At 72.5% G+C, this 11,687-nt stretch carries 13 protein-coding genes; 2 read left to right on the top strand and 11 right to left on the bottom strand.

The window, feature by feature from the left end; translation table 11 throughout:
• From D5H75_RS40460 to D5H75_RS41125, 10 genes are all read right to left on the bottom strand, one after another.
• The coding region (locus tag D5H75_RS40460; RefSeq protein WP_147425476.1) for a hypothetical protein at positions 1-754 on the bottom strand (754 nt) is incomplete at its 3' end.
• A complete protein-coding gene (locus D5H75_RS40455; RefSeq protein ID WP_147425475.1) occupies positions 741-1,067 on the bottom strand; it encodes a hypothetical protein in 327 nt (108 codons plus the stop codon). The genes D5H75_RS40455 and D5H75_RS40460, both read right to left, overlap by 14 nt.
• 30 nt (positions 1,068-1,097) lie before the next feature.
• Positions 1,098-2,195: a hypothetical protein gene (locus D5H75_RS40450; protein WP_147425474.1), complete on the bottom strand. Its 1,098-nt coding sequence runs from the start codon at positions 2,193-2,195 to the stop codon at positions 1,098-1,100.
• 41 nt (positions 2,196-2,236) lie between these two features.
• Entirely contained in the window at positions 2,237-3,487 is a 1,251-nt protein-coding gene (locus D5H75_RS40445) for a hypothetical protein (protein WP_119931940.1), read from the bottom strand.
• A complete protein-coding gene (locus D5H75_RS40440; RefSeq protein WP_147425473.1) occupies positions 3,487-6,429 on the bottom strand; it encodes a phage tail protein in 2,943 nt (980 codons plus the stop codon). Before D5H75_RS40440 ends, D5H75_RS40445 begins: the two co-directional genes overlap by 1 nt.
• 352 nt (positions 6,430-6,781) lie before the next feature.
• Entirely contained in the window at positions 6,782-7,312 is a 531-nt protein-coding gene (locus D5H75_RS40435; protein WP_206781985.1) for a hypothetical protein, read from the bottom strand.
• A gap of 35 nt (positions 7,313-7,347) precedes the next feature.
• Complete coding sequence (locus tag D5H75_RS40430; protein ID WP_119931937.1) at positions 7,348-7,815, bottom strand: hypothetical protein; 468 nt, start codon at positions 7,813-7,815, stop codon at positions 7,348-7,350.
• A 52-nt stretch (positions 7,816-7,867) separates the two neighbouring features.
• Positions 7,868-8,332 carry an HK97 gp10 family phage protein gene (locus tag D5H75_RS40425; RefSeq protein ID WP_202638995.1) on the bottom strand — a complete coding sequence of 155 codons (465 nt, stop codon included), beginning with the start codon at positions 8,330-8,332 and terminating at the stop codon, positions 7,868-7,870.
• Between the two features lie 57 nt (positions 8,333-8,389).
• Positions 8,390-8,707 (bottom strand): hypothetical protein, encoded by a 318-nt coding sequence (locus D5H75_RS40420; RefSeq protein WP_119931935.1) that lies wholly within the window; start codon positions 8,705-8,707, stop codon positions 8,390-8,392.
• 70 nt (positions 8,708-8,777) lie between these two features.
• A complete protein-coding gene (locus D5H75_RS41125; protein ID WP_147425471.1) occupies positions 8,778-8,969 on the bottom strand; it encodes a hypothetical protein in 192 nt (63 codons plus the stop codon).
• Positions 8,970-9,116: 147 nt separating this feature from the next.
• On the opposite strand from D5H75_RS41125, the gene D5H75_RS40415 reads away from it, so the two are divergent.
• Positions 9,117-10,043 (top strand): hypothetical protein, encoded by a 927-nt coding sequence (locus D5H75_RS40415; RefSeq protein ID WP_119931934.1) that lies wholly within the window; start codon positions 9,117-9,119, stop codon positions 10,041-10,043.
• Positions 10,044-10,096: 53 nt separating this feature from the next.
• On the top strand, positions 10,097-10,789 hold the full coding sequence (locus D5H75_RS40410) for a hypothetical protein (protein ID WP_119931933.1): 693 nt from the start codon (positions 10,097-10,099) through the stop codon (positions 10,787-10,789).
• Between the two features lie 304 nt (positions 10,790-11,093).
• On the opposite strand, the gene D5H75_RS40405 is transcribed toward D5H75_RS40410, so the two are convergent.
• On the bottom strand, positions 11,094-11,585 hold the full coding sequence (locus D5H75_RS40405; RefSeq protein ID WP_119931932.1) for a hypothetical protein: 492 nt from the start codon (positions 11,583-11,585) through the stop codon (positions 11,094-11,096).
• Positions 11,586-11,687: the final 102 nt, after the last annotated feature.

Genomic DNA, 11,687 nt, shown 5'->3' with positions numbered 1-11,687 from the left:
CCCCCCCATACGCCAGCATCGCCAGATTCACCGAGATCGGGACTCCCTCGTCCCACACCAGCTCGACCGCGCCTGCCGCGGTCACGCGCACATGCGCCCACGACGAGCCCGGCTCGAGCACCACGACCAGGGCGTAGGCGCGGTCCGGCATCGCCCCCGCCGGCACCTGCAGGATCGCCGCGCCGTTGGTCGGCGCCCCGGGCGCCGCCAAGATCCCCTGCCATTGGATGTAGCCGTCGACGCGGCGCCGCCACCGTGGCGCGGTCGCCCCGAGCGTCCACCCGCCCCGCAGGTCCCCCGCCGTGAGCGTCTGCCACGGCCCGGCGCCGCCCCCGGCCGACGCCGGCCGGTACAGGCCCCCGTCCGTCCCGATCGACAAGGTGTTGCCCGCGGCCGCCGAGACCCGCGGGCCGAGCTTGCGGGTGACCGGGTCGTAGGTGAGGCTCGGCCCGGCCGTCGCCCCCACGCAATCGGCCACCTCGGGGCACGTGATCGGCTCCGGCTCGGGATAGTCGTAGGCCAGTCCCGCCGGCCCCAGCGTGAGGCCCTGCCCGGCCTGCGCCGACAGCCGCACCTCCGCACGGCTCTGCACGTAGGCCAGGCCGCGCCGGACCGTCGCCCCGACGCAGTCGGCCACCTGCCCGCACGGCACGATCTCGGGCTGCGGCGCGATCACGTAGGTGTCGCCGGCGCGGTCGACGCGCATCCCGGGCCCGGCCACGAGCTCGCACCCGCACCCGCTACAGCGCCCCATCGGCGGGCACCCCCTCACGCTCGCGGCCGCCGCCCGGGCCCGCCTCGAGCAGCCGCGCCGCGCGCCGCGCCGGCCGCGCCGCCCGGTCCAGCGGCCCGGCCGGCCCGGCGGGCGTCCCCTTGCTCGCGCTGCCGGCGGGCGCGTCCGCGAGGACCACGGGCGCGGCCGCGTCCTCATGGGCGGCGAGCAGCGCCCCGGTCCCGGGGTCGACGACCAGATGCCATGGCCCGATCCGGGCGGGCCCTCCGTGTACGGCGGCGCCGCGCGCCCGCGCCCGGGCCGCCCTGGCGATCGCGGCCCCTAGCGATGTCACCACACCATCCCCCTCTCATCTGGGCTGTTCTCATCTGGGCTGTACGAGGGGCGCGAACGTCACGCCCACCTGTTCGCCGGCTTGGCTCCACTTCACGGCGACCTGCGAGAGGCGGTAGCCCGCGGACGCCGGCCAGCACCGGGAGTCGACCGACACATTGATCCGGCGGCCGCACACCAGGCCCGCCATGGGGATCGGCGCGGCAGGGGTCAGGGGCGCCCCATCCGGCACGCGCACCACCCGGGCCGGCGGGAAGTTCCGCAGGACGACGCTCTTGCCGATCTCGGTCTTGTCGGCGTCCGACATGGTCGTGGAGTTGACCCGCAGCGGCTCGAGGAAGACCGGCGGCCGGTCGAGGCCGCGCCAGTAGAGCGCCGGCACGTCACCGGAGGCGCCGCCGTAGACCAGGATCGCGGTCCCGGCCGTGCTGCCCTGCATCGCCACCTGCAGCGGCACGGCGAAGTCGTCGGCCGACAGCCACGCCGCCGCCGGCGTCGAGGTCGACGCTTCCCCGCTGATCAGGATCTTGTCGACATGGGTGGTCCAGTCGAGCCCGAATTTCGCGGTCTCGTCGAGGTCTTCGCGGGCGTTGGAGTCCTCCGACAGGCGCAGATCCGTGTCAGCCAGTTTGATACCTGAGGGCGTGTAGGAGGTGATCGCCGGGATGTTCGGCCTGGTCCAGATGGCCGTCTGCGTCGGCAGCTCCGGGTCTGCCACGAAGGCGCCGATGAGGTTGTAGTGCGCGACCGCGGCGAGGTCAGGGTTGGACGGGAGCGCCGCGCCGTACGGCGCGACCCACGATCGCCGCTCGAGCCATGCCGACAGGTCCCGGGCGTGGATGACGATGCTCTGCCCGGTCTCTTCCAGGTCCAGGATCGGCCCCCGCCACACGAGCTCGGAATCGCGGAAGATCAGCAGATCCCAGAACCAGTTCTCAAACCGGGACAGGGCGCGGCAGCACGCGGCCGACACCCGGCTCTGCGCGAGGGTCACTGTCGCCTCCGAGGTGTCCTCGAGGCGGCGCCCCCACTCCACGGACACAAGGCCCGTCAGAGTCGTCACCGTCTTCGACGAGACCGCGCTGTTCTTGCCCGTGCTGCCGGCGCCGAGGTACTCCACGACCCGCACGTGGTACTCATCCGGGCAGCCGAGCCGCCGTACCGCGCCCACTACACCGCGTCCTCTCGCGACGCGAGCCACACCGTGACCGACGCGTCCGCGGCGACCGCGGCCGCGTCGGCGGCGACCTCGATGCACGCCCCCGTGTCACACGACCAGCTCGGCCACTGCATCGGCCCGCCCCCCGCCCCGTAGAGGTTGACGTCGGCGATCGCGGTGATGTCGCCCCCGCACATCGCGTCCGCGGTCCGCGTGCGCCCGTCGACGTCCAGGACCGTCCCGGCCCCGAGGTACATCACGCTCAGCTCCCCGCACCACGCGCACATGTCCACCGGGTCGGCGCACCCGCCGAGCTTCGGCTGAAAGAGCCGGACCCACAGCTTGCGCATCGCCGCGGCCCCGGTCGTCACGCGGATGATCGGCACCGTCTCGAGCCAGGACGGCATGCCCTCGGGCGTCACCGACAGCACCCCCCGCCGCGCGTTGAACGCGGTCCCCGTCCAGCACGGGTCGGACAACGTGGCCGGCCCCGGCGCGGGTAGCGGCGGCGTGCACACCGGGTCGTCGACACACGTCGCCGCCCCCGCGCACGTCGCCGTCGCCGAGGGGTTGAACGTCGCGGTCGGCGCGGTGCCGAGCTGCACCGTCCCGACCAGCCGCGGCGCCCGGTACAGCCACGGGCGCCCGGCGACAAGCGACACCTCGACTTTCGCGGCGACCGCGCCGCGCAGCGTGATCTCTGAGACGACCGTCGGCCCGTCGATCACGCCCACGTCGTACAGCGTCCGCACGGGCCCGTCATCGCCGGGCCTGGGCAGCGCCGCGCCCGGGCAGTACGCCGCCACTCGCATGGACGCGCCGGCGCACCCGCCCGGCGCGCACACCGGATCGGCCAGCGCCCGCGACAGCCACGCCACCCCGTACGACAGCGCCGCATGGTCCGCGGCCAGCACGAGCACCGTCGCGAGCATCTGCCGCTGCGTCATCGCCAGCGTGCCGAGCCGTCCCCCGCCCGCGGCGAGCGCCGACACCTCCCGCGCCCGCGGCGCCTTGGACAGCCCGGACAGGTCGAGCCCGACCACCCCGAGCACCCGCGCGGACTCCGGGATGGCCGGGTCGTACCACGGCGCGGCGTCGAGCTGGGGCGTCGTGTACGCCTGCGGCCCGGTGACCGCGTCGAGATCCGGGCAGCCGCCGGCCCCGATCCGCAGGGACGCGCACGCGGCCCCGGCGTAGGCATGCGCCCGGGCCGTGTTGCAGATCTCCACGCCGGCGTACTCCCACCATCCCGCATACACCATCAGACCACCGCCTCGACGAGTTGGGCACGCAGCCGCCGCATGACGATTTCGGCGACGAGCTCGGGATCGCTGACCGGGGTGTGCACGTGCAACTCGGCCGGGACCGCGCGGCCGCCGCCGCTGTCGGGCGCCGGGCCGCGGCCGAACGCGCCCCGGGCGGCGAGCAGGTCGACCAGGCCGGACCGCTGCGCGAGCTCGACCGCGCGGCGTGGCCGGGTCAGCGGCACGATCACCTCGCGGCCGGCCTCGCCCACCAGGCCCACCGTGGGCCGGTCGATGATCCCGCCGTCCGCGAACCGCGGCAGCCGGATGTCGGGCAATCCGGGGATGGAATTGATAGCCCGCTCAATCGCGGAAATCGCCGAGTTGAAAAACGAGCGGATGGCTTGCACGATATGCGAGGCCAGATCCAGCGCCACCCCGCCCGCGCCCTTAAGACCGTCCACGAGCTTGCCGAGCAGCTTCTTGCCCGCTTCAAGCATCTTCCCGCCGAGCGACGCAATCCTGCCGGGCAGCTCGGAAATTGTCGTCAGGATTCCGGACATGGCGTTGCGCGCCACTTCCTTGGCGCTGTTCAGGGCGCCGATGAGCTTATCCTTGACCGTGATCGCCATGGACGTAAGCCCCATCACGATCTTGCCCGGGAGATCCTTGAGACTGAAGAAAGCGCTGGTCAACTGCACTGCTGTCTGGGCCAGCCAGATCAGGGCGGGCACGAGCTTCGTGGTCTCGGTCGCCAATTTGAAAAACGTCGGAATAAACGGCGTGATCTCCCGCAGAAACTCAATGAACGCGGGCACCAGCTCGTCAATGATCACCGGAACGAGTTTCAGGAATTCGGGAATGATCTGCGCGAGCGCCTTACCCATCTCCTCGCCTAGCGCGCGATATACCGGCTCCTGCGCGGCGAAGAGGTCACGCATTGCGCTCGTCAATTGCGGCAGCACCGGGAGTAGCGCATCAGAAAAAGCCTGAACCAACGGCATGAGCAATGACGCCAAATTCTTGGCGGCGCCGGCGAGGATCACGCCGAGCAGCCCGGCGAGCTCGCCGACCACGGGCAGCAGCGGCGCGACCGCCTCAAGAATCGAGCCGATCGCGTCGCCGATCGCCTCGAGCGCCCCCGACTGCGCCAGCGCGGTAATGCCCTTGGCCAGGGCGACCGCGAACGCCTTGATCCCCGGCGCGGCCGCGACGACCGCGCCGGCCAGAGCCTTGAGCACCTCGACCACGGCGGGCCCGGCGGCCTGGGCGATGTCCACCAGATGCGGCGTGAGCTGCGTAATCGCCACCGCGAGCTGCTTACCGAGACTGGCCGCGAGCGCGCCCACCATCGGAAGCACCGGCGCCAGCGCCCGCAGCAGCGCGCCGATCGCCTCGCCGATCGCCTCGAGCGCCCCCGACTGCGCCAGCGTGGTAATCCCCTCGGCCAGCGCCCGCGCGAACGTCTCGAGCCCTGGGGCGGCGGCGACGAGCGCCCCGGCGATAGCGTCGATCGCCGCGACGGCGGCCGGCCCGACCGCGGTCGCGATGGCCGCGATGTGCGGCGCGAGCTCCCCCGCCGCCTTGGCCACCGACACGATCACGGGCGCCACCGCCGCGCCGATGTCGCGCAGCGCGGCGAAGATGTCGACGAGCACCCGCTGACCCTCGGCAGATTTCAAGAACGCCTCGAGGGCGCCTGTGACCTGGCCGAAGATGACGAGAGGCTCGGTGCCGGCGGCCTTGGCCGCCGTCCCGACGGCCTTGAAGATCCCGATGAGGTTCCCGGCGATCTGGCCTATCTGCTTGAGCGTCTCGAGGCCCGACTGCATCGCGTCCCACGCCTTGCCGCTCTCGGCCATATGCGTAAGCCACTTGCCGAACTCCGTGGCCGCGCTCGCGATGCCCGGGGTGAGCGACGCCCCGAACCGCGCGCCGACCTCGGACACGTCGAGCAGACCCGTCAGTACCGGCTTGATCGCGGTCGACAGGTTGTCGATCCCGTTCGTGATCGAACTGAAGATCGACGCGAAATTGCCGACCGCCTTGCCGCTCGCGGCGAACCGCGCCACCTCGCGGCCCGCGCCGCCGAGCGCGCCGGCGACCGAGTCGAGGCCCGCCTTGAGCACCCCCCGCAGCGTCCCCGCAACCCGCTTCAGCTCGCCGTCGAGCTGCCTGAAAAACGCGTCTTGCGCGGCCCGCTGCAACTGCTGCAGGCTCGGCACGAGGGCCTTGAACTCCCGGGCGACCCGCTGCGCCGCAGGTGAGAGCTTTTCTAACGCTTCGGCGAACTTTTTGGGATCTTGCTCCCACGCGGCCTGAGCTGCGTCTTTGAACCCGATCAGTGCCAGGCGCGCGACCCCGACGGCGGTCTTGATCGCCAGGATGACGCCGGGGTACGCGGCCAGCACACCATAGGCCGGCGCGAGCGCAGCGCCGAGCTGCACGATCGCTCCCGCCGCCGCGGCCGCCTGCCCCGCCAGGGTCGCGAACGCGACGGCCTTGACCGCCACGCTCAACGGCCCGAGCGCGGACGTCAGACCCGTGACCGCCGTGCGCAGGGTCCCGCCCAGCATCCCCCGCGCCGCCTCGGCATCGAACCCCTCCGCGAAAACACGACCCGAGTCCTTGCCCGCATCCGCGAACCGGCCCCGCTCGCCCCGCAGCTTCTTCGCAGCCTGTCGCGCTGCACGGCTCGCCCCCGCTCCTGCGGCCTCGCCCTCGAGCCCCTCCCCGAACGCGCGACCCGAGTCCTTGCCAGCGGCCACGAAACGGCCGCGCTCATCCCTGAGCCGCTTACCGACCTGCCGCGCGGTATTGCTCGCGGTAACACGGGCATGCTGCCGCATGCCCGCGTCGAAGGCAGCGCCCGCGGTCGCGGCCGAGCGCCGTAGCTCGGCCGTCAACTCGGCCGTGAACTTATCCGTATCCGCGGCAACCTCAACGGTCGCGTCTGCCATCGCGCCCACAAGCGCGCCCCCCCGCTGTCCCCCGACAACACGACCGCACGCATAACCCCCGCCAGCCCGCGATCACGGCAAATCGTACGTACGCGAGAGCTCCCGCCAGCGACGGCGCGCCCAACACCACCCGTTTGACAAACAGACCGTACAGCTGTACTCGCGCGCGGACGCGCGTCCGGACGCGCGTCCGCGCGCCCGACCGCACCATGCGAGGCTCCCCACCGCCGGACCGCCGTCGCGGGGGAGAGGCCCGAACGGGATAGCCCCTAGACGGGCCTGTACGGCACCTCTCGCGCCCCAACAGCCCCGCACGCGACCCAGGGGCCCACCCGCCCCGCGCCGACGTCTCTCACGCGGCGTCGCCCGGGCGGGGGAGCGGACGCGACAACGCCGCGGACGCGGCCGCGAACGACGCCGCCTCACCCTCCGCCCACGCCGCCTCATCCTCCGGCGAGTCGTACGGCGGCGGCGCCCACAGCTCAGCCTCGAGCCGGCGCAACGCCCGCTCATCCGCGCACCCGTCCACCGCGTACGCCAGCGCCGCCCCCACGATCCGCGGCAACGACGCCGACTCACAGTCGAATGCGTGCTTGGCCGCCCACGCCGCGAACCCGAGACCGGAGGCGCGCGACAGCAGCCGCACACCCACATGCCACTCCACGCCGAGCATCTCGGCCACCGCGCCCCGCGCGATCCGCCACAGGTCCGGCAGATCCAGCGCATCCCACGGATCACCGAGCCGGCCGAACAGCCGCGCCGTGTCGTCCTCGTCCAGATACGCGGCCAGCGCCGACACCCAATCCTCGGCCGCGACCGCATCGGCCACCCGCGCCGGCCCGGGCGGCGCCGGGGCCCGCAGCGTGTACGGCTCCCCGTCCACCGTGATCACCACCGTGGACGGCGCGGCAAAGGCCACTACTCAGCCGGCGCGGGACGCGACTTCGCGCCCTTCACCTTGGCGGGCGTCTTGCCCTTGGGCGCGCCCGTCTTGGCCGGCCTCTCGACCTGCGCCGGGACCACGACGCCGATGCCCTTCAGGCGCGCCTCGTAGATCGGCCGGAAGTGCTCCGTGACCTGCGGCATGATCTCGAGCAAGTGATGGAAGTCGAGCGGGTCGCCGAGGGTGTCACGCAGACGCTCGGCTATGGCCGCGCGATCCGCAGGCGTGAAGCACGCCTCCAAGAACGAGATCGCTATCTGCGTCTGCTCCAGGGGGGACGCCGTCAAGATCCGGTCGGATGAGCGCGCGAGCTCGAGCCAGACGGCGGACTTGGGCAGGTACAGCGTGTACGTCTTATCGACGATCTCGACCTCGACCGACGGCGTCGACTTGAGCCTGTCGACCTCGTCCTGCGTCGCGGTGACCTTGAACGTGACTGCCACGAATCCCCCCAAATCAGCCCCGGTGATCAGTCAGGAGGGTAACGCGGCCCGCCTACGATCCGCCCCCGCCACGACGGAAGTTCCACCCGCGTCTCTGCGCCACGTCCTGTAGCGCGTCCACGAGGAACGGGCGCGGCTCCATGCCCGCCACCGAGGGGGCGAACACCATCGTGCCGCGATTCTTCGGGGTCGTCTTGGGGTCGCGTGACTCCCACGCGAGCACCTTCGAGCTGATCGGCACGATGCGCCGCTTGCGCGGGCCGTAGATGCCGGTCCCGTTGTGCACATAGATCGCGTAGTGCAGGCTCGACCCGATCACCGCCCACACACGGCCCGGGCTGGTGTGCATCGCCACCTGCAGACTCGCCCGGAGCGTCCCGTGATCGACCGGCACACGCCGCTTCGCCTCATTTAGCACCGTGTTGGCCATGCGCCGCACCATCCGGTACACCGGCCCCTCCGGCGACGACAGCACGCGCTCGACCTGCGCCCGATGTACCTCGATCGTGACTGGCATACCCGCACAACGCCGGCGGCGCCGGGAGATCATCCCCCCAGCGCCGTCCCGGGGGGATCAATAGTGGTCGCCCTCACGCGCGACGTGGATCAGCCACGTGACCAGCCAGCCGATGAGCCACACTCCGCACGTGAGGACGGACGCGACCGCGTGGAGCTCATGACGGAACCTGCGCCGGCGCCTGTAGTGGTGATGGTGGTGTGACTGGACGACCACGGGCGGCAGCGCGTGGTGATGGTGATGGTGGTACGGCGCCGGAGGCGGGGCCGGTACCGGGGCCAGCGGCGGCCGCTGCGCCCGGCGGTAGGCGGTCGGGTGCGGCGGCGGCGTCCCGTAGTGATCCTGCGGATAGTCCTGCGGCGGGGGAGCAGACATGGGGGTGAGCGTAGATCGGCACCCCGCGGCATGCCGGGCAATCCCGGCAACTCACCCCCGGGCCCCGGGGCTATAGGGCCATGCGGGCGACCGCGACGACCCCGATCACGACGAGCGCGACGAGCGCCAGGGCGACGGCGACGACGACCAGGACCGCCGCGCCCTGCGCCAGCCAGAGCACGGGCGACGGCAATCGCCGCGTCGGCGCGGGCTGGGGGCGGCTGTGGGGGGAGGGGCGGCGCGCGTCTACAGAGTGGGTCATGCCGGGACGATACGACCGCAGGTGAGAGAGATCCGGGAGGCGCGGCGCGTGTCGCGCGGGATGTCACCGGACCCCCTTGCACGCCTATGAGTGTACCCCTATAGTCGTGGTGTCAGCGGAACCGATCCCCTCCCACTGGAGCCGATCATGAACCTGAACATCACTCCCGACCTGATCCGGGACCTGGCCGACCACCACCGAGCGGACGACACCACCGGGATCATCCTCACCGCCGACGGCTGGGAGATCGACACGTGGGTGGAACCCCACCCCCCGGGCCCGCTCGCCCTCACCGCCGCCGACGTCCACACCTACACCGACGGCGGCGACCTCGACGACGACTGCGCCCGCGCCCTGGCCGTGCCCGCCGGCGACCCGCACGGTTACACCTCATACGAGATCACGCACGAAGACGGCACCACCCGCACCCCCCGCGACGACGAACAGGCGCAGGTCGTCACCGGCCGCCTCATGGACGGAGGCGTACTCCCCGACGAGCACGGCCACGCCGGCGAGATCGCCGACGACTGGCGCGGCGCCTACTGGTTCGACCACACCCGCGCCCGCCGCCTGCTCACCCGCGAACGCCGCGACCACCCCCGCTCGCACAGCCTGTACCTGACCGAGGGCGGCCGATACGTCATGCTCATCCGCTCGAGATGGGCGGGGGAGGCCCCCGAGTCCTGGACGGAGATCACCCCCCAGGCCGCCGCCGAGTGGGCCTACGGCGCGGACGAGGACGACATGTGCGACCCGGACCAGTGGCCCATGCTGCTCACGGCCGCCCGCCGGGCCCGCGACGTCCTCGAGGCGATCACCATCCCGCAGATCCGCACCAGCGACCCGGCCCGCCGCGAGGCGGCCGTGTGGCAGGCTCAGAGCCACGCCATAGAGGCATCCCACGCTGGCGGCATCATTGCCAGTCTCGTGCGCGAGCAGCTCGCCGCCGACCTGCGCCGGGCCCGAGGCGAGGCGACCCGCCTCGTAGTCGAGGCGTGCGACGGCAACCAGTCCGAGGCCGCGCGGCGGCTCGACATCTCCCAATCGATTGTCAATCGCCTGATCGCCCAGTAGCCGACCCCCAGCCCCCGGGCCGGGAGTGCCCGGGGACCTCTAAGGAGCATGCGATGACCCCCGACACCATCGCGCTAGAGGAGTACTACGACCAGTACTCCGACCCCGGACCGGTGCGGGCGCACCTGGCCAAGATCGACGCCCCCGACTGGGTCATCCCCTACCAGCTCACCCACACCTACGAGCACGGTCTCTCGATCCTCGCCGAGGCCGGCCGCCACACCCCGCGCCGCCTCTACCTCGACGAGACGTGGCACGACGCCCTGCTGCTGGCGCGGCGCGTCGGCCGCGCGGTCCTGCTCGGCCGCACCTACGCCGCCGGGTACGTGGGCGTGCCGCTGCTGGCCGCCCACACCGCCGCCCGCGCGATGCTGCGGACCCTGACCGAGGATCTCGAGTGTGCCGGTATGCCGGTCGCGCTCGCGCTCGAGAAGTACGTGATGTCCCTGTGGCCCACCCCCGCGGCGGCGTTCCCGCCCCGCGACATCACGCTTGCGCTCACCGTCGACCGCGAGGCCCAGCAACTCGGCCTGTACGACAACATCCCGGGCCTGCGCGAGCTCGTGCGCGCCGGCATCAACACCGACAGGCGCCGATACGCGGCCGCGACCGGGCACCTGCTGCAGTACCTCGTGCGCCACTACACCGGGGTCGCAGGCCGACCTCAGGCCGAGTCCCTCGCGCCCGCCCTGGCCGCGCTCATCGCCGAGGCCACACCCGAACCCGAGGAAGACTCGAAGGGATGACCCCGATCATGCCTCCTGTCTGCCCCGACCGAGGAGGACCGTGCCGGCCTGGCCCGCATCACCGAGGAGATCGCCGCCCGCCGCACGGCGACTTGAGGCAGAATGAGCCGAGTACCCCCCGGCTCGCCCGGGGGTGAATCGTTGGCCGGTGCGATGAACCACCCCGGCAAGCGCTGATCCCCGCACCTGCGGGGATGGACCGTCGCGGGCGGATAGACGCGACCCCTCCCCGCACACGCGGGGATGATGGAGACACGCGCAGGAGGGGGAGCCCCACACCCGGGGCTCCCCCTCCTGCGTCTGGCTACAGGTCCGCGCTGATGCGGATGCTCCCCCCGGCGCATCCGCCGGCGGGACCGGCCGGGGTCCACTCCGACACCTGCACGTCGCGCCCCTCGAGGGCCTCGCAGCAGACCAGGCGCGCCAGCGCGGCAGCGTCGAGCAGGAGCGCGGTCGCGTCGGCGTTCGCGGCCGCCGGGTCGATGGGGCCGCCGTCGGGGGTGGTGGTGATGCACCGGTACACGCCGGCCTCCCACGTCGCCCGCCACAGGGTGACCTCGGCCGCGCGTGACTCCGGCGTGGGCGGGAGCGCTGACATGCTCGCGAGCCGTACCCACGCCTGTCCCTGCCCGGCCGCGCCGGAGGGCGGGACGGGCGGGCACTCGCAGTCGCAGGCGTCCATCGGCGGCGCGGTAGTGCCGTGGTGGAGCACGCACCGGCACACCGGGCGCCCGATGCGCAAGAGGTCGGCGCACAGGCAGGCGAGCAGCGCGGCGGCGATCACGTCGGGGCGCACGGCGTCATACTCCCTGGTCGCGGCGGTAGCTGGGCGCGTCGGGTGTCCACACGCGGGAGGGGGACCGCTGCCCGCCGGGGTTGACAGCGGTCAGCCACGTGT

This window comes from Bailinhaonella thermotolerans, from assembly GCF_003594875.1.
GTDB classification, from domain to species: domain Bacteria; phylum Actinomycetota; class Actinomycetes; order Streptosporangiales; family Streptosporangiaceae; genus Bailinhaonella; species Bailinhaonella thermotolerans.
This window is presented reverse-complemented; position numbering and strand designations above follow the sequence as displayed.

Excerpts from the sequence above, each read along its gene's own strand:
- D5H75_RS41125 (WP_147425471.1), bottom strand. The coding sequence starts at position 8,969 with ATGACCCACTCTGTAGACGCGCGCCGCCCCTCCCCCCACAGCCGCCCC.
- D5H75_RS40445 (WP_119931940.1), bottom strand. The coding sequence starts at position 3,487 with ATGGTGTATGCGGGATGGTGGGAGTACGCCGGCGTGGAGATCTGCAAC.
- D5H75_RS40410 (WP_119931933.1), top strand. The coding sequence starts at position 10,097 with ATGACCCCCGACACCATCGCGCTAGAGGAGTACTACGACCAGTACTCC.
- D5H75_RS40440 (WP_147425473.1), bottom strand. The coding sequence starts at position 6,429 with ATGGCAGACGCGACCGTTGAGGTTGCCGCGGATACGGATAAGTTCACG.
- D5H75_RS40415 (WP_119931934.1), top strand. The coding sequence starts at position 9,117 with ATGAACCTGAACATCACTCCCGACCTGATCCGGGACCTGGCCGACCAC.
- D5H75_RS40425 (WP_202638995.1), bottom strand. The coding sequence starts at position 8,332 with ATGCCAGTCACGATCGAGGTACATCGGGCGCAGGTCGAGCGCGTGCTG.
- D5H75_RS40420 (WP_119931935.1), bottom strand. The coding sequence starts at position 8,707 with ATGTCTGCTCCCCCGCCGCAGGACTATCCGCAGGATCACTACGGGACG.